The following is a 20,788-nucleotide window of genomic DNA, read 5'->3' on the forward strand; positions in this document are numbered from 1 at the left end:
GATCACACCGCGCGGATGACGTTCTCCATGAGGCCATGCAGCTGATCGCGGTAACCGGTTCGGGCCGATGGCGCGTCTTCACGGGAGGTCATCACGACGGACAGTCGTTTTGCCGGCACGATGTACAGCATCTGCCCGCCATAACCCCAGGCATAATAGACCGTCTCGCCCGCCATCTCCCTGATGAACCAGCAATAACCGTAACCGTCGCCGTTGAAGACCGAATTGGTGCGCTGTCGCCATGATTGCTCGATCCAGTCCTGCGAAATCAACCGCTCACCACCGGGTGTCACGCCGCCTCTGCGGTAAAGCTCACCGAAGACCAGCAGCGACCGCGCGGTCATCGCCATCTGGTTGCCGCCGAGATAGATGCCCTGCGGATCGCGCTCCCAGCCGCCGATGGAAAACCCTTCCAGGGGCCGAAACCAGTCTCGGGCGAGAGAAAGCGTCGAACGGCCGGATGCCTTCGTCAATATCGCCGACAGCAGATGTGTCGACGCCGTGGAATAAAGCATGCCGCCGCCCGGCTCTCCGGCGAAACCCGACCCCAACGCCATCCGCACCCAGTTGCGGCTGGCGACCCAACGGCCGTAACTGGGCCCAGACATGCGCTCCAGACCGGATTGCATTGACAGGAGGTTACCAACGGTGATCCGCTCCAGCCGGGGATCAGGATTTTGCGGAAATTCACCGCGCAGAATGGTCGCGATCGGCTGGTCCGCACCTTGGAGAATCTTGCGGTCGATCGCCATGCCGACCAACGCGGAGATGATCGATTTTGAGGCCGATTTGATATTGGTGGAGCCGTTCAAACCGGCGCCATGATAGGCGCGGCTAGCGATCTCCTCGCCATCGATGCTGACGATGACGGTCTTGAGGCTGGAAAGCGCATCCGCCTCCCGCAGCAACGGATCGAAACGGACGTTGTTCCCGGCGCTCTGGGCACGGGCAAGTGAGGCGAAGGGTAGCGACGCAATGAGGGCGAGTGCGGTTCGTCTTTTCATGGTGATGAAGTTAGGCATCGCTGCTTTCTGGAAAAGGGTCGCTGGACGAACATCACTCCAATGTGACTGCCACGCCAGAAAAAATCTGCAGTCAGCTCCGCATTTACGGTGGAAAAACAAAACGTTGAAGGGATGACAGGAATCATCCCGCGAAGTAATTGAATCTGTTTGTGAGCCGAATTCACTCCAAATTCAGACAGCAAAAAGCCGCTCAGAGAGCGGCTCAATTTAAATGGAGGTGGAGAGCTTTCTCCTCCGTCCTGCCGGACTTGATCCGGCATCAGGCACGGCGCGTCTGCGCCGTAAGAAGAGTCTCTTGCGATCGAGGACTTGATCGCGCCGGACCCCGGATCCGTCCGGGGTGACGAAGCGTGCTTATGTTGCTCTTCGAGCACTCCGGGAAGAAAGCGACGCATCAGGCGTAACCTTCCAACCCACTCTGCGACAGGATTACTCCGGCAATATCCGCACAGCACCCTTGTCTGCGCTCGACGCAAAGGCCGCATAGGCCTTCAGCGCCGTCGTGACATTGCGCTTGCGCGGTGCTTCCGGCTTCCAGCCCTTCTCTTCCTGCTCGGCCCGGCGCGAGGCCAGTTCCGCGTCGGAAACCTTCAGGTTGATCGTGCGGTTCGGAATGTCGATCTCGATCAGGTCACCCTGACGCACGAGGCCGATGGCGCCGCCCTGTGCCGCTTCCGGCGAGGCGTGGCCGATGGAAAGGCCTGACGTGCCACCAGAGAAGCGACCGTCGGTGATCAGCGCGCAGGCTTTGCCGAGGCCCTTGGATTTCAGGTAGCTGGTCGGATAGAGCATTTCCTGCATGCCCGGGCCACCCTTAGGACCTTCATAACGGATGACGACGACGTCGCCCGCCTTGACCTCGTTGCCGAGAATGCCCTTAACCGCCGCGTCCTGGCTTTCGTAAACGACCGCCGGGCCGTTGAATTTCAGGATGGACTCATCAACACCTGCCGTCTTCACGATACAGCCGTCGAGCGCGATGTTGCCGTAAAGCACGGCAAGACCACCATCCTTGGAGAATGGTTTCTCGACCGAGCGAATGACGCCATTGTCGCTGTCGGTATCCAGGTCGTCCCAGCGCGAGGACTGGCTGAAGGCAACCTGCGTCGGCACGCCGCCGGGGGCCGCCTTGAAGAATTCACGCACCGTCTCGCTGTTGGTGCGGGTGATGTCCCAACGGTCGATGGCGTCACCCAGCGTCGCTTCATGCACCGTGTAGGTATCGCGGTTGATCAGACCGCCGCGCTCCAACTCGCCGAGAATGCGCATGATGCCGCCAGCGCGGTGCACATCTTCCATGTGAACATCCTGCTTGGCGGGCGCGACCTTCGAAAGGCACGGAACCTTGCGGGAAAGACGGTCGATGTCTTCCATGGTGAAATCCACCCCGCCCTCGTGCGCGGCAGCGAGGATATGCAGCACCGTATTGGTGGAGCCGCCCATGGCGATATCCAGCGACATGGCGTTTTCAAACGCCGCCTTGTTGGCGATGGTCCGCGGCAGAACGGTTTCGTCTTCCTGCTCGTAATAACGGCGGGCCAGATCGACGATCAGATGACCGGCCTCGACGAAAAGTCGCTTGCGATCCGAATGGGTGGCAAGCGTCGAGCCGTTACCGGGCAGAGACAGGCCCAGCGCCTCGGTCAGACAGTTCATCGAATTGGCGGTGAACATGCCGGAACAGGAACCGCAGGTCGGGCAGGCCGATCGCTCGATAACCTTGACGTCCTCGTCAGAAATCTTGTCATCGGCGGCAGCCACCATGGCGTCGACCAGATCGAGCGCGACGGTTTTGCCATGCAGGACAACCTTGCCCGCTTCCATCGGACCACCGGACACGAAGACGGCGGGGATGTTGAGGCGCATGGCAGCATTCAACATGCCGGGGGTGATCTTGTCGCAGTTGGAAATGCACACCATGGCATCGGCGCAATGGGCATTGACCATGTATTCGACCGAGTCAGCGATGATCTCGCGCGAGGGCAGCGAATAAAGCATGCCGTCATGGCCCATGGCGATGCCGTCATCGACCGCGATGGTGTTGAATTCCTTGGCAACACCGCCGGCCGCCTCGATTTCCCGGGCAACCAGCTGGCCGAGATCCTTGAGGTGGACGTGGCCGGGCACAAACTGCGTGAAGGAATTGACGACAGCGATGATCGGCTTGCCGAAATCGCTGTCCTTCATGCCGGTGGCGCGCCAAAGGCCGCGCGCGCCCGCCATGTTGCGGCCGTGGGTTGTCGTTCTTGAGCGATAGGCTGGCATGGTGTTTTCCTCAATCTCGGGGCGAAACGCGCCTGCCCGCAACGCGGTGGAAGCTGCCTCTGCCCTATTTTGCGGTGTTTCTAACGCAAACCGCAAGCGCTGTCACTGTCACCTTAGGGCAAAACAGTACGGTTCGGTACGGTACGCCTTTCCCTTAACGCGGGCGAGCGGACGACGGCCTATCACAAATGCGCGATTTCCGTCTGCCCGGCGCTGTTTTTCCGCAGCAGATTGAAACATATCTGTGCAGCGGCCGTATTGGCTATCATAATCGATTTATCGCCGATGCACCCGGCTTTTGTGGAGGTTCCAATGCCCGCCTATCGTCCGCCCCATATTTCGGCAAGCGAAATCACGCCGAAAAACATCTACCTTTCCAGACGCGGCTTCCTCGGCACAGCGGCGGGCCTTGCGGCAATAGGGCTTGCGGGCCGTGAGGCGGTTGCCGCTCCGCTCGCGGCGAAACCCGGCGCTTACAAGCTGGATGAAAAACTCACGCCGCTTGATGCCGTCACCAGCTACAACAACTTCTACGAATTCGGCGTCGGCAAATCCGACCCCAAGGAAAATTCCGGCAAGTTCAAACCCACACCCTGGACCGTGAAAGTGGATGGCCTCGTTTCCAAGCCACAGGAATTCGGCATCGAAGAGCTGATGAAATATCAGCTTGAGGAACGCACCTACCGCATGCGCTGCGTCGAAGGCTGGTCGATGGTCATTCCATGGATCGGCTTCCCACTTGCAAGCCTGCTCGACAAGGTCGAACCGCTGGGCAGCGCGAAATATGTTTCCTTCGAGACCGTGGTGCGGCCAGAGGAAATGCCAGGACAGAGCGGCCTGTTCCAGCCCCTGTCATGGCCCTATGTCGAAGGTTTGCGCCTCGATGAAGCCCGCCATCCCCTGACCATCCTTGCCGTCGGCCTTTATGGCGAGACGTTGCCGAACCAGAACGGCGCACCGATCCGGCTTGTCGTGCCGTGGAAGTACGGCTTCAAGGGCATCAAATCCATCGTCCGCATTTCGCTTGTCGAGAAACAGCCGGAAACGACCTGGAAAAATTCCAACGCCCGCGAATACGGCTTCTATTCCAACGTCAATCCACATGTGGACCATCCCCGCTGGAGCCAGGCGACGGAGCAGCGCATCGGCGAAGGCGGCTTCTTTGGCACCCAGAACCGCCCTACCCTGATGTTCAATGGCTACGATGAAGTAGCGAGCCTCTACGCCGGCATGGACCTGAAGGCGAATTATTGACCATGGCTTTCGCCTTCACCTTACCCTCTCTGCCGAAGCGTTACCAACCGGCGGCCATCTGGTCGCTGTATGTCATCGGCCTTGCTCCCGGCGTCTGGTATTTCTACCTCGCCGCAACCGGAGGCCTCGGCTTCAACCCGGTCAAGGATTTCGAACACCTCCTTGGCATCTGGGCGCTTCGCTTCCTCTGTCTAGGCCTGCTGGTGACGCCGCTACGCGATCTCTTCAACATCAACCTCATCGCCTATCGTCGGGCGCTGGGCCTGATTGCCTTTTATTACGTATTGGCGCACTTTACCGTCTATCTGGTGCTGGACCGTGGCCTCGTCTTCAGTTCCATCGCGGGTGATATCCTGAAACGGCCCTATATCATGTTCGGCATGGCGGGGCTCGTCATGCTCCTGCCCCTGGCGCTCACTTCCAACCGCTGGTCGATCCGCAAACTCGGCAGCCGCTGGAACACGCTGCATAAACTCGTCTATCTCGTCCTCATCGTCGGCGTCCTGCATTTCGTGCTGGCGCGAAAATCGATCACGCTGGAGCCGGTGTTTTATATCAGCATGATGGTGGTATTGCTCGGCTATCGGCTGGTGCGGCCGACGATCATGGCGCGGAAGCGGGGAAGACGCGCCGTTGGCAATGCACAGCAACGCCCGTCAAAAACATGAAACCGACGGACCAAAACCCGAAAACCTCGCAACGCCCTAAAATTGCCGGCTCCAGTCAAGCGGCTGTTTCAGAGATTTTCAGCATCATGGCAATGGGGATGGCTCTCGCCCCCACTGATATTGCCCGGACGATGAACAGCGGTCATCGGAGCGCACTATCAAAGCTTCTCGAACACATTGAGAATGGCGAGATCAATGAAGAAGACCTGCAAGAGCTTTGGCTGGCCCATCATGCTTCGGACCGTGTCGCCCTGATGGCGCCACTTGCCGATCTTATTCGTCAAATCAGCCAATATTCGCCCGATCGCCAGCCTTAAACACAGAAAACAACACAAACAAAAAAGCCGGGCGATCACTCGCCCGGCTTTTTAACTCATGACGCCTGAACGGCGTCAAACCTTATGCAGCGTCGGCAGCAGCAGCTTCAGCGGCAACGCGAGCCTTGTCGGCTGCGCCCTTGGCGTCAACGTCGCGCTCGACGAATTCGATGACGGCGAGAGCGGCATTGTCGCCCTGGCGGAAGCCGGCCTTCATGATACGCAGGTAGCCGCCGTTACGGTTTGCGTAACGTGCTGCGATCGCGTCGAACAGCTTGCGAACGGCGTCCTGATCCTTGATCTGAGAAATCGCCTGACGACGAGCGTGCAGGTCGCCGCGCTTGCCGAGAGTGACGAGCTTCTCAACGATCGGGCGAATTTCCTTCGCCTTCGGAAGCGTGGTGACGATCTGCTCATGGGTGATGAGCGAAGCAGCCATGTTGGCAAACATTGCTTTGCGGTGGCTGGCGGTTCTATTGAGCTTGCGGCCTGAATTACCGTGGCGCATTGCTATTCTCCTTCTACGCAGGTTCCTTCTTTAAGGCCTGCCGTTTCCTGGCACATGCAGGTGACTTACCTGCTGTTTGACGGGGAAAGGCAGTCTTTGAGGTCTGCCTTCTTGTTTGTTAGTACTGGTCTTCGTAACGCTTTGCGAGATCTTCGATGTTCTCAGGCGGCCATGCCGGCACTTCCATGCCGAGGTGCAGACCCATGGAAGCGAGAACTTCCTTGATTTCGTTCAGCGACTTGCGACCAAAGTTCGGCGTGCGGAGCATTTCGGCTTCGGTCTTCTGGATCAGGTCGCCGATGTAAACGATGTTGTCGTTCTTCAGGCAGTTTGCCGAACGAACCGACAGCTCGAGCTCGTCGACCTTCTTGAGAAGCGCCGGGTTGAACGCGAGTTCCGTAACCGATTCTTCTTCTGCTTCCTTCTGCGGCTCGTCGAAATTGACGAAGACGCCCAGCTGGTCCTGAAGAATGCGAGCGGCGAAGGCAACGGCGTCTTCGCCGGAAACCGAACCGTTGGTCTCGATCGTCATGATCAGCTTGTCATAGTCGAGAACCTGGCCTTCACGGGTGTTTTCAACCTTGTAGGACACTTTCTTGACCGGAGAATAGAGGCTGTCCACCGGAATGAGGCCAATCGGGGCATCTTCCGCGCGGTTGCGCTCAGCCGGTACGTAACCCTTGCCGTTGTTGACGGTGAATTCCATGCGGATTTCAGCGCCATCGTCGAGCGTGCAGATCACGTGGTCGGGGTTCAGGATCTCGATGTCACCAACCGTCTGGATGTCACCAGCGGTCACGGCACCCGGGCCCTGCTTGCGCACGACCATGCGCTTGGAATCGTCGCCATCCATCTTGATGGCGATTTCCTTGATGTTGAGCACGATATCCGTCACATCTTCCCGGACGCCGGGGATGGAGGAGAATTCGTGCAGGACACCGTCGATCTGCACGGCCGTAACAGCGGCGCCGCGCAGAGAAGACAACAGAACGCGACGCAGCGCGTTGCCGAGGGTAAGACCGAAACCACGCTCCAGCGGCTCGGCAACGAGCGTTGCCTTGGTGCGGCTGGACGAGGTGAACTCGACCTTGTTCGGCTTGATAAGTTCCTGCCAGTTCTTCTGAATCATCTTTAAACCTTCCGTTCGCCGCCACCATCCAATCGTGACGGACCGAGCATGAAAACACCGAGAGGAACCAAATTCAGCGGTTCATCGGTGGGTTCTTGAGCGCAAGTCCGCCGATCGAAATCGACGCGCACACGCCAGATACACGAAAATTCCGCCAGACCTGAGGTAAGGCGGAATTTCCGAACCACGGTCGCGTCAGACGCGGCGCTTCTTGCGCGGACGGCAACCGTTGTGCGGGATCGGCGTCACGTCGCGAATGGAAGTGATCATGAAACCGGCAGCCTGCAGGGCGCGAAGTGCCGATTCACGGCCGGAACCCGGACCGCAAACTTCAACTTCAAGCGACTTCATGCCGTGTTCCTGAGCCTTCTTCGCGCAATCTTCAGCAGCGATCTGGGCAGCGAACGGGGTCGACTTACGCGAACCCTTGAAGCCCTTGGCACCAGCGGACGACCAGGCAATAGCATTGCCCTGCGCGTCGGTGATGGTGATCATCGTGTTGTTGAAGGTCGAATTGACGTGCGCGACGCCAGACGTGATATTTTTGCGTTCGCGACGACGGACGCGTGCGGCTTCCTTGGCCATTTTATACCTTTCATTGATCTCTTCACCGCCGTAACACCAGCGGCTACACCGGCAATCAGCCCGTAACCGAGCTTTTCGCCAAACTCAGAAAGGCTGGCGCGGACTGCACCAGCCTCCCCTTTCCGGAGAACCGGAAAATTACTTCTTCTTACCAGCGATAGCCTTCGCCGGACCCTTGCGGGTGCGGGCGTTGGTGTGCGTGCGCTGACCGCGGACCGGAAGGCCACGACGGTGACGCAGGCCGCGGTAGCAACCGAGGTCCATCAGACGCTTGATGTTCATCGACGTTTCGCGACGCAGGTCGCCTTCGACCTGGTAGTCGCGGTCGATGGCTTCGCGGATCTGAAGAACTTCAGCATCCGTCAGCTGATGAACGCGCTTGTCAGCCGGAAGACCGACCTTGTCCATGATTTCCTGCGCGAATTTCGGACCAATCCCGTGAATGTAGGTCAGCGCAATAACAACGCGCTTCGCAGTCGGGATGTTGACGCCAGCGATACGTGCCACGTCTTTTCTCCTTGGTTCCAGTTGCCATCCGGCAAGTGGTGATTCCATTCGAGCGGCCGACAAGACCGCCAGTTCAAATTGATGTCCGTGACAAGTCAAAACGACCGAACCCGGATCTCCCTTCCCTAAGGGAAATCCGCGCCAGTCGCTTGGGATGTCGCGAGTTGGCGCGGTGTTTAACGGAATCAGCGCAAAAAAGCAACCGGCTCCGCCAAGATTCTTTTGCGATCCAAGGGATCAGCCGCCTTTCGAAAAGGAAGATGGGCAAGAACGCAGTCCTCGCCCATTCATTCCTTCGATCAGGCAGAGGCTTTCTCGAGAACGCGCTCGATGGCCTCGGTGACGGCATCGACATCTGCCATGCCATCCAGCGTCACCAGTTCGCCCTGTTCGCTGTAATAAGCGGACAGCGGCGCAGTCTTTTCGCGATATTCCGTCAGGCGCTTGCGGAAAGCTTCCGGATTATCGTCAGAGCGAACAGTACCGCCGGCGGCAATGGTTTCAGCCACGCGATTTTCGATTCGGCGAATCAGAGCCTCTTCGTCCACCTTGAGTTCGATGACGGCGTCGAGCACCAGGTTCTTCTTGCGCATGTTGTCGGCAAGCGCCTTCGCCTGCGGAACGGTGCGCGGATAACCGTCGAGAATGAAGCCCTTGGCACAGTCGGGAGCTTCGATACGCTCGGAAACGATCTGATTGACGATATCGTCGGATACCAGCCCGCCGGCGTCCATGACGGCCTTGGCGCGCTTGCCGATTTCGGTGCCCGCGCTGACCGCAGCGCGCAGCATGTCACCGGTTGAAAGCTGGGGGATCCCGTACTTGTCAGTAAGCCGCTTGGCCTGGGTTCCCTTGCCCGCACCCGGCGGACCCAAAAATATCAGTCTCATCGTCCCCTCTTTCCTCCACGCAACTTCGACTTCTTGATCAGACCTTCATACTGCTGGGCGATCAGGTGACCCTGAATCTGCGCAACCGTATCCAGAGTTACACTGACAACGATCAAAAGCGAAGTACCACCAAGGGCTAATGGAATGCCCGTACGTGCGATAAGTGTCTCAGGAAGGATACAGACGAAGACCAGATAAATCGCGCCGACCACAGTGATGCGGGTCAGAACGTAATCAATGTACTCCGCAGTGCGCTCGCCCGGGCGGATGCCCGGAATGAAGCCGCCATGCTTCTTGAGATTGTCAGCCGTATCCTTCGGATTGAATACGATCGCCGTGTAGAAGAAGGCGAAGAAAGCAATCAGCAGGCCATAAAGCGCCATGAACAGCGGCTGGCCGTGTTGCAGCGAGGCGATGATCGAGGTCGCCCAGGTCGGCAGGTTGGTGTTACCCGCAAAGCCTGCAGCCGTTGCCGGCAGAAGCAGCAGCGACGATGCGAAGATCGCAGGAATGACGCCGGCCGTGTTAAGCTTCAGCGGCAGGTGCGAGGTATCGCCCTGGAACATGCGGTTCCCGACCTGTCGCTTCGGATATTGGATCAACAGACGGCGCTGCGCACGCTCCACGAAGACGATGAGGGCAATGACGCCGATTGCAACGACGACGACCGTCAGGATGAGCGGGGTCGAAAGCGCACCGGTGCGGCCGAGTTCCAGCGTGCCGGCCAGGGCCTTGGGCAGACCGGCGGCAATGCCCGCGAAGATGATCAGCGAAATACCGTTGCCGATACCGCGCGAGGTGATCTGTTCGCCGAGCCACATCAGGAACATCGTGCCGCCGAGCAGCGTGATGACGGTGGAAATGCGGAAGAACCAGCCCGGATCAACGACAAGGCCGTTACCGCTTTCGAGGCCGACCGCAATGCCATAGGCCTGCAGCGTGCCGAGGAGCACCGTGCCGTAACGGGTGTACTGGTTGATGATCTTGCGGCCGGCTTCGCCTTCCTTCTTCAACGCTTCGAGCGAAGGCACGACCGAGGTCATGAGCTGTACGATGATCGAAGCGGAGATGTAAGGCATAATGCCGAGGGCGAAAATCGCCATGCGCTCGACAGCCCCACCCGCAAACATGTTGAAAAGACCGAGAATACCGTTGGCCTGGCCACGGAAGGCCTGCGCATAGGCTTCAGGGTTCAGGCCCGGAAGCGGAATATGGGTGCCGAGACGGTAGACGAGAAGTGCGGCAAGAGTAAACCAGAGACGCTTTTTCAGATCCTCCGCCTTAGCGAAGGTCGAAAAATTCAGGTTCGAAGCCAGTTGTTCCGCTGCTGAAGCCATAAATTTCTCCGAATGACCCTTGCCAGCCAGCGCAACCGGCCGATGCGGAAAGGTCTAAAAGATACTGGTCAAAACCGGGCTTCGGACAAACGCGGCTCTGCGCCGCCATCATGCCTCACCCTGTTTTTTATGTCCTATCCCCTCCCCTATGGAAGTTCAAGAACTGTGAGGCTCTCCCTGCAGCACTTTCTGCCGCAAGCGGGGCCAAGGAAGCACACCGCGAAGAGATTTCCCTGATGCTCTATAAATCGATTTAGATCGAAAGCAACAGTGGCCAGGGAGCGCAAACGCCCGGAGCGACAAGCCCCGGGCGCCTGAAGTCTATATATTACTCGGCGGCTTCTGCTGCAACTGCGAGAAGCTTGATCGAGCCGCCAGCCTTTTCGATCTTTTCGATTGCGGGCTTGGAAGCACCGGCAACTTCAAAAGCGACCTTAGCCTTCAGCTCGCCGTCGGCGAGAATACGAACGCCGTCCTTGGCGCGGCGGATAACGCCGGCAGCCTTGAGAGCAGCAGCATCGATCGTTGCGGAAGCGTCAAGCTTCTTGGCGTCGATGGCGGTCTGAATGCGGCCGAGCGATACGACGACATATTCGGAAGCGAAGATGTTGTTGAAACCGCGCTTCGGCAGACGACGGTAGATGGGCATCTGACCGCCTTCGAAGCCGTTGATGGCGACGCCCGAACGAGCCTTCTGACCCTTCACACCGCGACCACCGGTCTTGCCCTTGCCGGAACCGATACCGCGACCTACGCGGATACGATCCTTGGAGGCGCCTTCGTTGTCTCTGATTTCATTGAGTTTCATGATAGGTTACTCCGTCTCACTTCTCGTCAACGACGCGAACGAGATGCTGGACCGCACGGATCATGCCGCGAACCGCCGGAGTGTCTTCCAGGGTACGCTGACGATGCATCTTGTTGAGACCCAGACCCACCAGCGTCTGACGCTGGATTGCCGGGCGGCGAATAGGGCTGCCGATCTGTTCGACCGTAACAGTCTTCTTGGCTTCAGTAGTTTTCTTGGCCATGATCCAGCTCCTTATTCTTCAGAAGCGTTGCCGGAAGCGGCACGACGAGCCTGAAGGGTCGCATACTTCAGACCGCGCTGTGCAGCGATGTCCTTCGGATGAACCTGATGCTTCAGAGCGTCGAACGTCGCGCGAACCATGTTGTACGGGTTCGAAGAACCAGTCGACTTGGCAACAACGTCATGAACGCCGAGCGTTTCGAAAACGGCGCGCATCGGACCACCGGCGATGATACCGGTACCGGCCTTGGCCGAACGCAGCAGAACCTTGCCTGCGCCGTGACGGCCATTGACGTCGTGATGCAGCGTGCGGCCATCGCGCAGCGGAACGAAGATCAGATCGCGCTTTGCGCTTTCAGTTGCCTTGCGGATCGCTTCCGGAACTTCACGAGCCTTGCCGTGACCGAAACCAACGCGGCCCTTCTGGTCGCCAACGACGACGAGAGCGGCGAAGCCGAAACGACGGCCGCCCTTAACAACCTTTGCAACGCGGTTGATCGCGACCAGCTTGTCGACGAATTCGCTATCGCGCTCTTCGCGGTTCTGACGCTCTTCGCGGGAACCTCTTTTATCCTGTGCCATTGTCCTTGTCCTTTTTCTTTTACGGGTGGAACGGCAAACGAAAAGACCAGCGGCCTCGAAGACGAGATCCGCATGGTCCGGTGAAATTCCGCCCGGATCGATGTCCGGGCGGAAAAAAATCAGAAGTTCAGGCCGCTTTCGCGGGCTGCATCTGCCAGAGCCTTGATACGGCCGTGATAGATGAACGCGCCACGGTCGAATACAACATCCTTGACGCCAGCCTTGACGCCGCGCTCGGCAACCAGCTTGCCGACAACAGCTGCTGCTGCAACGTCGGCGCCGGTCTTGAGCGAGCCGCGCAGATCGGCTTCGAGCGTGGAGGCAGACGCAAGCGTCTTGCCAGCAACGTCATCGATGATCTGGGCGTAGATGTTCTTCGACGAGCGATGAACCGACAGGCGCGGGCGGCCGTTGGCAACCGCCTTGATCTGGCGGCGCACACGGCTCGCGCGACGTGCAAGTGCTTCTTTCCTGCTAGCCATTTCGCGTGATCCTTACTTCTTCTTGCCTTCTTTGCGTACAATACGCTCTTCAGCGTACTTTACGCCCTTGCCCTTGTAGGGCTCGGGACCGCGGTATTCGCGGATTTCCGCGGCAACCTGGCCAACCTGCTGCTTGTTGATGCCGGAAACGATGATTTCCGTCGGCTTCGGAACGGCAATGGTGATGCCGACCGGAGGCTCGTACACAACGTCGTGGCTGAAACCGAGAGCCAGCTGCAGGTTCTTGCCCTGCATGGCGGCACGGTAACCAACGCCGTTGATTTCGAGCTTGCGCTCATAGCCGTCCTTAACACCCTTGAAGATGTTCTCGATCATCGTGCGGGACATGCCCCACTTCGAACGAGCTTCCTTGGTGCCGTTAGCCGGCGTTACGGAAACGCCGTTATCTTCGAGCTTCAGCTGAATGTCGTCGTTAGCGACGAAAAACAGTTCACCCTTCGGGCCCTTAGCAGTAACCTTCTGGCCGTCGACATTGGCCGTCACACCTGCGGGAACCGGAACGGGCTTTTTACCGATACGAGACATTATTCAATCCTGTCTGTTCGTTATGGAGATCCTTGCGCGGGTCTTAGAAGACCGAGCAAAGAACCTCGCCACCAACGTTCTGTTCGCGAGCCTGGTGATCGGCCATCACGCCCTTCGGGGTCGAAAGGATGGTGATGCCGAGGCCGTTCGCGACCTGCGGAATGGACTTTACCGAGACATAAACCCGGCGGCCCGGCTTGGAAACGCGGCCGATCTCACGGATCACGGACGCGCCTTCGTAGTACTTCAGCTCGATGGTGAATTCGGACTTGCCGTTTTCGAAATCGACCTTGGAATAACCGCGAATGTAGCCTTCAGACTGCAGCACGTCGAGAACGCGTGCGCGGAGGCTGGAAGCAGGCGTGCTTACCGAAGACTTACGGCGAGCAGCACCATTGCGGATGCGGGTGAGCATATCACCCAAAGGATCAGTCATGGTCATGTGCCCGTCTCCTTACCAGCTCGACTTGACAATGCCCGGCACCTTGCCGGAATTGCCCAGCTCACGAAGCGCGATACGCGACATCTTGAGCTTGCGATAGAACGCGCGCGGACGGCCCGTTACTTCGCAGCGGTTGCGGATACGCGTCTTCGAGCCGTCACGCGGCAGCGAAGCGAGCTTCAGGGTGGCCTTGAACCGCTCTTCGATCGGAAGGGACTGGTTCATCACGATCGCCTTGAGGGCCGCGCGCTTGCTGGCCTGCTGGGCGACCGACTTGCGGCGGCGCTTGTTCTTTTCAACTGCGCTTGTTTTCGCCATATCGGAGTTCCTTTTCTACGCTCGTCGTTACGGTTAGTGACGGAACGGGAAGTTGAACTCTGTCAGCAGAGCCCGAGCTTCGTCGTCCGACGTCGCCGTCGTGCAAACGATGATGTCCATGCCCCACATCTGATCAACCTTATCGTAGTTGATCTCAGGGAACACAATGTGTTCCTTGATGCCCATGGCGAAGTTGCCACGGCCGTCAAAGCTCTTCGGGTTCAGGCCCCGGAAGTCGCGAACGCGCGGCAGCGCGATGTTGACCAGACGATCAAGGAATTCGTACATGCGGGCGCCACGAAGGGTAACCTTCGCACCGATCGGCATGCCTTCGCGAACCTTGAAACCAGCGATCGAGTTGCGAGCGCGGGTAACGACCGGCTTCTGGCCGGCAATCGCAGCCAGGTCACCGGCAGCGATCGTGGGCTTCTTGGAGTCGGCAGTCGCTTCGCCAACGCCCATGTTGATCACGATCTTTTCAAGCTTCGGGATCATCATGACGTTTGCGTAGGAGAACTTCTCCTGCATGGCGCCACGGATACGGGAAACGTATTCCGTCTTGAGACGCGGCTCGTACTTATCAGCCATCGATCACTTCTCCCGAACGCTTGGCCACGCGGACCTTCTTGCCATCCACAACCGAGAAGCCAACGCGGGTCGGCTTGCCATCCTTGTCGACGATGGCGATGTTGGAGATGTGCAAGGATGCTTCCTTGTTGATGATGCCGGCTTCCTGGGCCTGGGTCTGGCGCTGGTGACGCTTCACCATGTTTACGCCACGCACAACGGCCCGGTCTTCCTTCGGCAAAACCTGGATTACTTCGCCGGTACGGCCCTTGTCCTTACCGGTCAATACGACAACCTTGTCGCCTTTACGAATTTTCTGCATCGCATACGCTCCTTACAGTACTTCCGGAGCCAGCGAGATGATCTTCATGTGGTTCTTGGCGCGAAGTTCGCGCGGAACCGGTCCGAAGATACGGGTGCCGATGGGCTCTTTCTTGTTGTCGATAAGAACGGCTGCGTTGTTATCGAAACGGATGACGCTGCCGTCAGCGCGGCGGATGTCCTTGGCGGTGCGCACGACAACCGCCTTCATCACGTCGCCCTTCTTGACGCGGCCGCGCGGAATAGCTTCCTTGATGGAAACGACAATAATGTCGCCAACAGAAGCATATTTGCGCTTCGAGCCGCCCAGCACCTTGATGCACATGACACGACGTGCGCCGGAATTATCCGCCACGTCGAGGTTTGTTTGCATCTGAATCATGTCAGGTCGCCTTCTTGTTGTTACCGGAACGGTTGGGCAAACTCTCCCGAGCGAGCCCCCTGCTCCAGCTTATGAATATCTCTTTTTTTGCGCGGAAAAATCGTGACAGGGTGGTTTCCCGAAGGACCTTCCGTGCGCATCAAAGCAAAAGACGCCCGGGTCACGAGCGTCCTTGCGCTGCTTCATACAGGAATTCGCGCCAAGTGCAAGACACCTGGCGCGATTCTGATGAAATTAAGCCTGGGCGGAAACGACCGTCCAGCGCTTATCCTTGGAGATCGGTGCGCATTCCTCGATGGAAACGACATCGCCGACCTTATACTGATTGTTTTCGTCGTGTGCCTTGTACTTCTTCGAACGACGAACGGTCTTCTGAAGCAGCGGGTGAGCGAATCGACGCTCAACACGAACTACGACAGTCTTCTCGTTCTTGTCGGACACAACGACGCCCTGCAGAATGCGTTTCGGCATATTATTCTTCCTTAGGCCTTGGCTTCTGCCGCCTTCTGGCGGGCAATGGTTTTAACGCGGGCGATATCCTTGCGGACTTCGTTGATGCGCGAGGACTTCTCCAGCTGACCAGTTGCCTTCTGGAAGCGCAGGTTGAACTGCTCCTTCTTCAGATCGGCGAGCTTGTCCTTGAGCTGGTCGGCGCTGAGGCCGCGAACTTCATCGGCTTTCATGTGCCTTGCTCCTTACTCTGCGATGCGCTGTACGAAGCGCGTCTTGACCGAGAGCTTGGCAGCGCCGAGACGAAGCGCCTCACGGGCGATCTCCTCGGACACACCGTCGATCTCGAACATCATACGACCGGGCTTGACCTTGCATGCCCAGTAATCGACCGAACCCTTGCCCTTACCCATACGAACTTCGGTCGGCTTGGCCGTAACCGGAACGTCGGGGAATACGCGGATCCACACGCGACCTGCGCGCTTCATGTAACGCGTGATCGCGCGGCGGGCCGCTTCGATCTCGCGTGCATTCACGCGGTTCGGTTCCTGCGACTTCAAGCCGAATTCACCGAATGCCAGGTCAAAGCCGCCCTTGGCGACGCCCTTGATGCGTCCCTTGAACTGCTTACGGTACTTAGTACGCTTTGGCTGCAACATTTTCTTACTTCTCCGAGCTTATCTTTCGCCAGCGTCAATCAAGCGTTTTCGCGACGACGATCGCCACGATCGCCACGCTCACGGCTTGCAGGGCCCTGTGCGTCGCCTTCGAGACCGCGACGCTCAGAAGCCATCGGATCGTGCTCAAGGATTTCGCCCTTGAAGATCCAGACCTTGATGCCGCAGATGCCGAATGCGGTTTCAGCTTCAGCCGTGCCGTAGTCGATGTCCGCACGCAGCGTGTGCAACGGAACGCGACCTTCGCGGTACCATTCGGTACGAGCGATTTCAGCACCGCCAAGACGGCCGCCGCAGGTGATCTTGATGCCTTCGGCGCCAAGACGCATTGCGGACTGAACAGCACGCTTCATCGCACGGCGGAAAGCCACGCGGCGCTCGAGCTGCTGAGCGATCGACTGGGCAACCAGCGTCGCGTCAATTTCCGGCTTGCGCACTTCAACGATGTTGAGGTGCGTTTCGGAGTTGGTCATCTCGGAAAGCTTCTTGCGAAGCTTCTCGATGTCTGCACCCTTCTTGCCGATGATCAGACCCGGACGAGCCGAGTGGATCGTGACGCGGCACTTCTTGTGCGGACGCTCGATGACGACCTTTGCGATACCGGCCTGCTTGAGTTCCTTGATCAGGTAAGCCCGGATCTTCAGGTCTTCATGCAGCAGCTTGCCGTATTCTGCGGTGTCAGCGTACCAGCGGCTATCCCAGGTACGGTTGATGCCGAGGCGGAAGCCGATCGGATTGATTTTCTGACCCATTATGCGGCCTCCCCTTTTTCCTCGACTTCACGAACAACGATCGTGAGGTGAGCGAACGGCTTTTCAATGCGGGAAGCACGACCACGGCCACGAGCGTGGAAACGCTTCATGGTGATGGACTTGCCAACATAGGCCTCGGCGACGACGAGAGCGTCGACGTCGAGGTCGTGGTTGTTTTCCGCATTGGCAATTGCAGATTCCAGCGTCTTCTTGACGGTGCCTGCAATGCGCTTGCGGGAGAATTCGAGCTCGGCGAGAGCGCGATCAACCTTCTTGCCACGGATAAGAGCGGCAACCAGGTTCAGTTTCTGGGGGCTGACGCGGAGCGTACGGGCAACGGCCTGAGCCTCGTTGTCCTTCAGCCGGCGTTCGGTCTTAGCCTTCGCCATGATTACTTCCTCTTTGCCTTCTTGTCCGCGCCGTGACCGTAATAGGTACGGGTCGGAGAGAATTCACCGAACTTGTGTCCGACCATGTCTTCGTTAACGGAGACGGGCACATGCTTGCTGCCGTTGTAGACGCCGAAGGTCAGACCAACGAACTGCGGCAGGATCGTGGAGCGACGGCTCCAGATCTTGATTACTTCGTTACGTCCGCTCTCGCGCACCTTCTCAGCCTTGGTGAGAAGATAGCCGTCAACAAACGGACCTTTCCATACTGAACGAGCCATTAGTGACTACCTCTCTTACTTCTTACGCTGATGGCGCGAGCGCATGATGAACTTGTCGGTCGACTTGTTCGAACGGGTGCGCTTGCCCTTCGTGGGCTTGCCCCACGGAGTAACCGGGTGGCGACCACCCGACGTGCGACCTTCACCACCACCGTGCGGGTGGTCGACCGGGTTCATGACGACGCCGCGAACGTGCGGACGCTTGCCGCGCCAACGGGAACGACCGGCCTTGCCGTCGTTGATGTTGGCGTGGTCAGAGTTCGAAACAGCGCCGATCGATGCGAGGCAGGAGCCGTGCACCAGACGCTGTTCGCCCGAGTTGAGACGCAGGATGGCCATGCCGGCATCGCGGCCGACGAGCTGGACATACGTACCGGCGGAGCGAGCGATCTGACCGCCCTTGCCCGGCTTCATCTCGACGTTGTGGATGATCGAACCGACCGGAATGTACTGAAGCGGCATGGTGTTGCCGGGCTTCACGTCCACTGCCTTGTCGGAGGCGATCACCTTGTCACCAGCAGCGAGACGCTGTGGCGCGAGAATGTAAGCCTGTTCGCCGTCGGTATACGTAACCAGCGCGATGAACGCGGTGCGGTTGGGGTCGTATTCCAGACGTTCAACGGTGCCTTCAACGTCGAACTTGCGACGCTTGAAGTCAACCAGACGGTAGGTCCGCTTGTGACCGCCACCCTGGAAACGGACGGTGATCCGGCCCTGGTTGTTACGGCCACCCTTGGAGCTGAGGCCCTGGGTGAGAGCCTTTACCGGCTTGCCCTTGTAGAGCGAAGCGCGGTCCACGATAACCAGCTGGCGCTGGCTCGGTGTGGTCGGATTGAAACTTTTCAATGCCATTTTATTGTTCCCTTTTGGGTCTTTGCCCGCTTGGGCCTAACCTTTAGAGTCCGGTGGACACGTCGATGGATTGACCTTCGGCGAGCGTGACGACGGCTTTCTTGACGTCCTTCAGCTTACCGGCGAACCCACGGAAACGACGGGTCTTACCCTTGCGGATAAGCGTGTTCACAGCCGTGACTTTGACGCCGAAGAGAGCTTCCACGGCAGCCTTGATTTCAGGCTTGGAAGCATTCTTGGCGACGTTGAATACGACCTGGTTCTGTTCGGATACCAGCGTCGACTTTTCCGTGATCGAAGGAGATACGATCACATCGTAGTGGCGAAGATCCGTCATTTGAACCGCTCCTCCAGAGCCTCTACAGCAGCCTTGGAAAGCACCAGCTTGCCACGGCGCAGGATGTCGTAAACATTGATGCCCTGTACCGGCAGAACGTCCACGTTCGGGATGTTCTGAGCAGCGAGCTTGAAGTTGCCATCAAGTTCGGCGCCGCCGATAACGAGAGCGTTGGTCAGGCCAAGCGAAGCGAAGCTGCCCAGCAGAGCCTTGGTCTTTGCTTCGGACGCGACGAGCTGATCGACGATGATCAGTTCTTCAGCCTTCAGCTTTGCAGACAGGGCGTGACGCAGGGCGAGCGCACGAACCTTCTTGGGAAGGTCATGGGCGTGGCTGCGAACAACCGGGCCGTGGGCCTTGCCGCCGCCGCGGAACTGCGGTGCGCGAGCCGAATGGTGACGAGCGCGGCCCGTACCCTTCTGCTTGTACATCTTCGCGCCGGTGCGGGAAACTTCCGACCGGTTCTTGGACTTGTGGGTTCCCTGCTGCTTCTTTGCAAGCTGCCAGCGAACCATGCGGGCCAGAATGTCCTGGCGGGGGTCGAGGCCGAAGATCTCATCCGACAGAGAAACCTTGCCGGCGTCTTTTCCCTCGAGGGTCTTGACGTTCAATTCCATGATAAGGCTCCCTTACTTCGCAGCCGACTTGACGGCGTCGCGGACGATGATCCAGGAACCCTTCGAGCCGGGAACTGCACCCTTCACGAGGATGAGGCCACGGTCTTCATCAGTCGAAACGACTTCGAGGTTCTGGGTCGTAACGCGGGTCTGGCCCATATGACCAGCCATGCGCTTGCCCTTCCAGACGCGACCCGGATCCTGGTTGGAACCAGTCGAACCGTGTGCACGGTGCGAGATCGAGTTACCGTGCGAAGCGCGGCCACCACCGAAGTTGTGACGCTTCATGGCACCGGCGAAACCCTTACCGATCGTGGTTCCGGTGACATCGACCAGCTGGCCGGTCTGAAAATGATTTGCGGTCAGTGTTGCACCGATGTCGATCAGGTTCTCGGGGGAAACCCGGAACTCGACGAGCTTTGCCTTCGGTTCGACATTGGCAGCGGCAAAGTGACCGCGAAGCGCCTTCGTCGTGTTCTTGACCTTGGACTGGCCGGCACCGAGCTGAACTGCGGTGTAGCCATTCTTGTCTTCCGTGCGCTGGGCAACGACTTGTACGTTATCCAGTCGCAATACTGTTACAGGGATATGTTCACCTGCGTCGTTATAGACGCGTGTCATACCCACTTTCTGTGCAATCACACCTGAACGCATTGGTTCATCCTCTTGCGAGCCTTGAAGGGAAAACCCTCTCTGGCCTTTGTTAAGGAGTGCCCTTCGACATCTCACGATGTTTCCGGTCTCCGGTTTGGAAGTCGTTGGATTGCTCCACGTACCTTCCTTGTTATTTCAGCCCTTACCTTAAATGGTTCGGGCCGGGTCTTAGAGCTTGATTTCCACGTCAACGCCAGCAGCGAGGTCGAGCTTCATAAGGGCATCGACAGTCTGCGGGGTGGGGTCAACGATATCGAGAAGACGCTTGTGCGTCCGCATTTCGAACTGTTCACGGCTCTTCTTGTCAACGTGGGGAGAGCGGTTGACAGTAAACTTTTCGATGCGGGTGGGGAGCGGAACCGGGCCGCGAACGCTGGCGCCGGTGCGCTTTGCGGTCGACACGATTTCACGGGTAGAGGCATCGAGGATCCGGTGATCGAACGCCTTGAGGCGGATACGGATATTCTGGCCGTTCATTCGTCTTGTCCTTGTTCTTTGTTATTCGTTTCCGCACGCGGAAACACATGAACTTCTATTGATCGTGGCGCCGCAGATTTTCAAAAATCGAGAGGAATGCGCGTCGCACCCCAATCATTTCAGTAGTCTGTATTGCTAAAAACACCG

Annotated in this window: 32 protein-coding genes; 3 read left to right on the top strand and 29 right to left on the bottom strand. The window is 58.3% G+C overall.

Annotation, left to right across the window (positions count from 1 at the left end):
* Positions 1-2 precede the first annotated feature (2 nt).
* The gene (locus tag QE453_RS18080) at positions 3-1,004 is read right to left on the bottom strand and encodes a serine hydrolase (protein ID WP_309778184.1); all 1,002 of its coding nucleotides are present in this window, start codon (positions 1,002-1,004) and stop codon (positions 3-5) included.
* Positions 1,005-1,454: 450 nt separating this feature from the next.
* On the bottom strand, positions 1,455-3,290 hold the full coding sequence (gene ilvD / locus QE453_RS18085; protein WP_006697627.1) for a dihydroxy-acid dehydratase: 1,836 nt from the start codon (positions 3,288-3,290) through the stop codon (positions 1,455-1,457).
* A gap of 312 nt (positions 3,291-3,602) precedes the next feature.
* Here ilvD and msrP point away from each other — a divergent pair, with 312 nt between their 5' ends.
* Genes msrP through QE453_RS18100 form a run of 3 tightly spaced genes read left to right on the top strand, consistent with a single transcriptional unit; the run spans position 3,603 to position 5,529 of the window.
* The gene (msrP, locus tag QE453_RS18090; protein ID WP_112766805.1) at positions 3,603-4,544 is read left to right on the top strand and encodes a protein-methionine-sulfoxide reductase catalytic subunit MsrP; all 942 of its coding nucleotides are present in this window, start codon (positions 3,603-3,605) and stop codon (positions 4,542-4,544) included.
* Positions 4,545-4,546: 2 nt separating this feature from the next.
* Positions 4,547-5,212 (top strand): protein-methionine-sulfoxide reductase heme-binding subunit MsrQ, encoded by a 666-nt coding sequence (gene msrQ / locus QE453_RS18095; RefSeq protein ID WP_004442570.1) that lies wholly within the window; start codon positions 4,547-4,549, stop codon positions 5,210-5,212.
* Complete coding sequence (locus tag QE453_RS18100) at positions 5,209-5,529, top strand: hypothetical protein (protein WP_244404863.1); 321 nt, start codon at positions 5,209-5,211, stop codon at positions 5,527-5,529. Before msrQ ends, QE453_RS18100 begins: the two co-directional genes overlap by 4 nt.
* Positions 5,530-5,611: 82 nt before the next feature.
* Here the strand turns inward: QE453_RS18100 and rplQ are convergent, their stop codons facing one another.
* The 27 genes from rplQ to rpsJ form a co-directional block, all read right to left on the bottom strand.
* Positions 5,612-6,037, bottom strand: a complete 426-nt coding sequence (gene rplQ / locus QE453_RS18105; RefSeq protein WP_309777615.1) for a 50S ribosomal protein L17 — start codon at positions 6,035-6,037, stop codon at positions 5,612-5,614.
* 118 nt (positions 6,038-6,155) lie between these two features.
* Entirely contained in the window at positions 6,156-7,166 is a 1,011-nt protein-coding gene (locus tag QE453_RS18110) for a DNA-directed RNA polymerase subunit alpha (protein WP_003495228.1), read from the bottom strand.
* Between the two features lie 195 nt (positions 7,167-7,361).
* The gene (rpsK, locus tag QE453_RS18115; RefSeq protein WP_003495225.1) at positions 7,362-7,751 is read right to left on the bottom strand and encodes a 30S ribosomal protein S11; all 390 of its coding nucleotides are present in this window, start codon (positions 7,749-7,751) and stop codon (positions 7,362-7,364) included.
* Positions 7,752-7,889: 138 nt separating this feature from the next.
* Positions 7,890-8,258 (bottom strand): 30S ribosomal protein S13, encoded by a 369-nt coding sequence (gene rpsM, locus QE453_RS18120; RefSeq protein ID WP_003516122.1) that lies wholly within the window; start codon positions 8,256-8,258, stop codon positions 7,890-7,892.
* A 299-nt stretch (positions 8,259-8,557) separates the two neighbouring features.
* Entirely contained in the window at positions 8,558-9,148 is a 591-nt protein-coding gene (locus QE453_RS18125; RefSeq protein WP_003507790.1) for an adenylate kinase, read from the bottom strand.
* A complete protein-coding gene (gene secY / locus QE453_RS18130; protein WP_004442582.1) occupies positions 9,145-10,485 on the bottom strand; it encodes a preprotein translocase subunit SecY in 1,341 nt (446 codons plus the stop codon). The genes QE453_RS18125 and secY overlap by 4 nt, the downstream gene beginning before the upstream one ends.
* 328 nt (positions 10,486-10,813) lie before the next feature.
* The gene (rplO, locus tag QE453_RS18135) at positions 10,814-11,293 is read right to left on the bottom strand and encodes a 50S ribosomal protein L15 (RefSeq protein WP_003521009.1); all 480 of its coding nucleotides are present in this window, start codon (positions 11,291-11,293) and stop codon (positions 10,814-10,816) included.
* A gap of 16 nt (positions 11,294-11,309) precedes the next feature.
* On the bottom strand, positions 11,310-11,516 hold the full coding sequence (gene rpmD, locus QE453_RS18140) for a 50S ribosomal protein L30 (RefSeq protein ID WP_003495212.1): 207 nt from the start codon (positions 11,514-11,516) through the stop codon (positions 11,310-11,312).
* A gap of 11 nt (positions 11,517-11,527) precedes the next feature.
* Positions 11,528-12,097 (bottom strand): 30S ribosomal protein S5, encoded by a 570-nt coding sequence (rpsE, locus tag QE453_RS18145; protein ID WP_004442585.1) that lies wholly within the window; start codon positions 12,095-12,097, stop codon positions 11,528-11,530.
* Between the two features lie 119 nt (positions 12,098-12,216).
* The gene (gene rplR, locus QE453_RS18150) at positions 12,217-12,579 is read right to left on the bottom strand and encodes a 50S ribosomal protein L18 (protein WP_003507787.1); all 363 of its coding nucleotides are present in this window, start codon (positions 12,577-12,579) and stop codon (positions 12,217-12,219) included.
* Between the two features lie 12 nt (positions 12,580-12,591).
* Positions 12,592-13,125 (bottom strand): 50S ribosomal protein L6, encoded by a 534-nt coding sequence (gene rplF, locus QE453_RS18155; protein WP_003495204.1) that lies wholly within the window; start codon positions 13,123-13,125, stop codon positions 12,592-12,594.
* Positions 13,126-13,168: 43 nt separating this feature from the next.
* Positions 13,169-13,567: a 30S ribosomal protein S8 gene (gene rpsH / locus QE453_RS18160; protein WP_004442588.1), complete on the bottom strand. Its 399-nt coding sequence runs from the start codon at positions 13,565-13,567 to the stop codon at positions 13,169-13,171.
* A gap of 12 nt (positions 13,568-13,579) precedes the next feature.
* Positions 13,580-13,885 carry a 30S ribosomal protein S14 gene (gene rpsN / locus QE453_RS18165; RefSeq protein WP_004442591.1) on the bottom strand — a complete coding sequence of 102 codons (306 nt, stop codon included), beginning with the start codon at positions 13,883-13,885 and terminating at the stop codon, positions 13,580-13,582.
* Positions 13,886-13,918: 33 nt separating this feature from the next.
* Positions 13,919-14,473, bottom strand: a complete 555-nt coding sequence (gene rplE, locus QE453_RS18170; RefSeq protein WP_003495201.1) for a 50S ribosomal protein L5 — start codon at positions 14,471-14,473, stop codon at positions 13,919-13,921.
* On the bottom strand, positions 14,466-14,774 hold the full coding sequence (gene rplX, locus QE453_RS18175) for a 50S ribosomal protein L24 (RefSeq protein ID WP_003521006.1): 309 nt from the start codon (positions 14,772-14,774) through the stop codon (positions 14,466-14,468). The genes rplE and rplX overlap by 8 nt, the downstream gene beginning before the upstream one ends.
* A gap of 12 nt (positions 14,775-14,786) precedes the next feature.
* A complete protein-coding gene (gene rplN / locus QE453_RS18180; protein ID WP_003495199.1) occupies positions 14,787-15,155 on the bottom strand; it encodes a 50S ribosomal protein L14 in 369 nt (122 codons plus the stop codon).
* Positions 15,156-15,389: 234 nt separating this feature from the next.
* Positions 15,390-15,626, bottom strand: a complete 237-nt coding sequence (gene rpsQ / locus QE453_RS18185) for a 30S ribosomal protein S17 (protein ID WP_003495195.1) — start codon at positions 15,624-15,626, stop codon at positions 15,390-15,392.
* Positions 15,627-15,637: 11 nt separating this feature from the next.
* On the bottom strand, positions 15,638-15,838 hold the full coding sequence (gene rpmC, locus QE453_RS18190; protein WP_003495193.1) for a 50S ribosomal protein L29: 201 nt from the start codon (positions 15,836-15,838) through the stop codon (positions 15,638-15,640).
* A 12-nt stretch (positions 15,839-15,850) separates the two neighbouring features.
* The gene (rplP, locus tag QE453_RS18195; protein WP_003495190.1) at positions 15,851-16,264 is read right to left on the bottom strand and encodes a 50S ribosomal protein L16; all 414 of its coding nucleotides are present in this window, start codon (positions 16,262-16,264) and stop codon (positions 15,851-15,853) included.
* Positions 16,265-16,302: 38 nt separating this feature from the next.
* Positions 16,303-17,034: a 30S ribosomal protein S3 gene (gene rpsC / locus QE453_RS18200; RefSeq protein WP_004442600.1), complete on the bottom strand. Its 732-nt coding sequence runs from the start codon at positions 17,032-17,034 to the stop codon at positions 16,303-16,305.
* A complete protein-coding gene (rplV, locus tag QE453_RS18205; protein ID WP_003521005.1) occupies positions 17,034-17,423 on the bottom strand; it encodes a 50S ribosomal protein L22 in 390 nt (129 codons plus the stop codon). Before rplV ends, rpsC begins: the two co-directional genes overlap by 1 nt.
* A 2-nt stretch (positions 17,424-17,425) precedes the next feature.
* Positions 17,426-17,704, bottom strand: coding sequence for a 30S ribosomal protein S19 (gene rpsS, locus QE453_RS18210; RefSeq protein WP_003507772.1), 279 nt, complete (start codon positions 17,702-17,704; stop codon positions 17,426-17,428).
* A gap of 15 nt (positions 17,705-17,719) precedes the next feature.
* Positions 17,720-18,556, bottom strand: coding sequence for a 50S ribosomal protein L2 (rplB, locus tag QE453_RS18215; RefSeq protein WP_003521004.1), 837 nt, complete (start codon positions 18,554-18,556; stop codon positions 17,720-17,722).
* Positions 18,557-18,599: 43 nt separating this feature from the next.
* Positions 18,600-18,893, bottom strand: coding sequence for a 50S ribosomal protein L23 (locus QE453_RS18220; protein ID WP_003521003.1), 294 nt, complete (start codon positions 18,891-18,893; stop codon positions 18,600-18,602).
* Entirely contained in the window at positions 18,890-19,510 is a 621-nt protein-coding gene (rplD, locus tag QE453_RS18225) for a 50S ribosomal protein L4 (protein ID WP_003495173.1), read from the bottom strand. The genes QE453_RS18220 and rplD overlap by 4 nt, the downstream gene beginning before the upstream one ends.
* 12 nt (positions 19,511-19,522) lie before the next feature.
* The gene (gene rplC, locus QE453_RS18230) at positions 19,523-20,164 is read right to left on the bottom strand and encodes a 50S ribosomal protein L3 (protein WP_004442604.1); all 642 of its coding nucleotides are present in this window, start codon (positions 20,162-20,164) and stop codon (positions 19,523-19,525) included.
* 168 nt (positions 20,165-20,332) lie between these two features.
* Positions 20,333-20,641 (bottom strand): 30S ribosomal protein S10, encoded by a 309-nt coding sequence (gene rpsJ, locus QE453_RS18235; RefSeq protein ID WP_003507767.1) that lies wholly within the window; start codon positions 20,639-20,641, stop codon positions 20,333-20,335.
* Positions 20,642-20,788 lie beyond the last annotated feature (147 nt).

Source organism: Agrobacterium sp. SORGH_AS_0440, assembly GCF_031453135.1.
Lineage (GTDB): Bacteria > Pseudomonadota > Alphaproteobacteria > Rhizobiales > Rhizobiaceae > Agrobacterium > Agrobacterium pusense.

Coding starts and splice junctions, on each gene's coding strand:
- rplO (WP_003521009.1), bottom strand. CDS start 11,293: ATGAAACTCAATGAAATCAGAGACAACGAAGGCGCCTCCAAGGATCGT.
- rpsS (WP_003507772.1), bottom strand. CDS start 17,704: ATGGCTCGTTCAGTATGGAAAGGTCCGTTTGTTGACGGCTATCTTCTC.
- rplQ (WP_309777615.1), bottom strand. CDS start 6,037: ATGCGCCACGGTAATTCAGGCCGCAAGCTCAATAGAACCGCCAGCCAC.
- rplE (WP_003495201.1), bottom strand. CDS start 14,473: ATGGCTGATAAGTACGAGCCGCGTCTCAAGACGGAATACGTTTCCCGT.
- rplB (WP_003521004.1), bottom strand. CDS start 18,556: ATGGCATTGAAAAGTTTCAATCCGACCACACCGAGCCAGCGCCAGCTG.
- rpsE (WP_004442585.1), bottom strand. CDS start 12,097: ATGGCACAGGATAAAAGAGGTTCCCGCGAAGAGCGTCAGAACCGCGAA.
- rpsH (WP_004442588.1), bottom strand. CDS start 13,567: ATGACCATGACTGATCCTTTGGGTGATATGCTCACCCGCATCCGCAAT.
- rpsN (WP_004442591.1), bottom strand. CDS start 13,885: ATGGCGAAAACAAGCGCAGTTGAAAAGAACAAGCGCCGCCGCAAGTCG.
- rplV (WP_003521005.1), bottom strand. CDS start 17,423: ATGGCGAAGGCTAAGACCGAACGCCGGCTGAAGGACAACGAGGCTCAG.
- QE453_RS18125 (WP_003507790.1), bottom strand. CDS start 9,148: ATGAGACTGATATTTTTGGGTCCGCCGGGTGCGGGCAAGGGAACCCAG.
- rplD (WP_003495173.1), bottom strand. CDS start 19,510: ATGGAATTGAACGTCAAGACCCTCGAGGGAAAAGACGCCGGCAAGGTT.
- rplX (WP_003521006.1), bottom strand. CDS start 14,774: ATGCAGAAAATTCGTAAAGGCGACAAGGTTGTCGTATTGACCGGTAAG.
- rpmD (WP_003495212.1), bottom strand. CDS start 11,516: ATGGCCAAGAAAACTACTGAAGCCAAGAAGACTGTTACGGTCGAACAG.
- rplN (WP_003495199.1), bottom strand. CDS start 15,155: ATGATTCAGATGCAAACAAACCTCGACGTGGCGGATAATTCCGGCGCA.
- msrQ (WP_004442570.1), top strand. CDS start 4,547: ATGGCTTTCGCCTTCACCTTACCCTCTCTGCCGAAGCGTTACCAACCG.
- rplC (WP_004442604.1), bottom strand. CDS start 20,164: ATGCGTTCAGGTGTGATTGCACAGAAAGTGGGTATGACACGCGTCTAT.
- QE453_RS18080 (WP_309778184.1), bottom strand. CDS start 1,004: ATGAAAAGACGAACCGCACTCGCCCTCATTGCGTCGCTACCCTTCGCC.
- QE453_RS18110 (WP_003495228.1), bottom strand. CDS start 7,166: ATGATTCAGAAGAACTGGCAGGAACTTATCAAGCCGAACAAGGTCGAG.
- rplR (WP_003507787.1), bottom strand. CDS start 12,579: ATGGCTAGCAGGAAAGAAGCACTTGCACGTCGCGCGAGCCGTGTGCGC.
- rplF (WP_003495204.1), bottom strand. CDS start 13,125: ATGTCTCGTATCGGTAAAAAGCCCGTTCCGGTTCCCGCAGGTGTGACG.
- rpsC (WP_004442600.1), bottom strand. CDS start 17,034: ATGGGTCAGAAAATCAATCCGATCGGCTTCCGCCTCGGCATCAACCGT.
- rpsJ (WP_003507767.1), bottom strand. CDS start 20,641: ATGAACGGCCAGAATATCCGTATCCGCCTCAAGGCGTTCGATCACCGG.
- secY (WP_004442582.1), bottom strand. CDS start 10,485: ATGGCTTCAGCAGCGGAACAACTGGCTTCGAACCTGAATTTTTCGACC.
- msrP (WP_112766805.1), top strand. CDS start 3,603: ATGCCCGCCTATCGTCCGCCCCATATTTCGGCAAGCGAAATCACGCCG.
- rpmC (WP_003495193.1), bottom strand. CDS start 15,838: ATGAAAGCCGATGAAGTTCGCGGCCTCAGCGCCGACCAGCTCAAGGAC.
- rplP (WP_003495190.1), bottom strand. CDS start 16,264: ATGTTGCAGCCAAAGCGTACTAAGTACCGTAAGCAGTTCAAGGGACGC.
- QE453_RS18220 (WP_003521003.1), bottom strand. CDS start 18,893: ATGACGGATCTTCGCCACTACGATGTGATCGTATCTCCTTCGATCACG.
- rpsK (WP_003495225.1), bottom strand. CDS start 7,751: ATGGCCAAGGAAGCCGCACGCGTCCGTCGTCGCGAACGCAAAAATATC.
- ilvD (WP_006697627.1), bottom strand. CDS start 3,290: ATGCCAGCCTATCGCTCAAGAACGACAACCCACGGCCGCAACATGGCG.
- rpsQ (WP_003495195.1), bottom strand. CDS start 15,626: ATGCCGAAACGCATTCTGCAGGGCGTCGTTGTGTCCGACAAGAACGAG.
- QE453_RS18100 (WP_244404863.1), top strand. CDS start 5,209: ATGAAACCGACGGACCAAAACCCGAAAACCTCGCAACGCCCTAAAATT.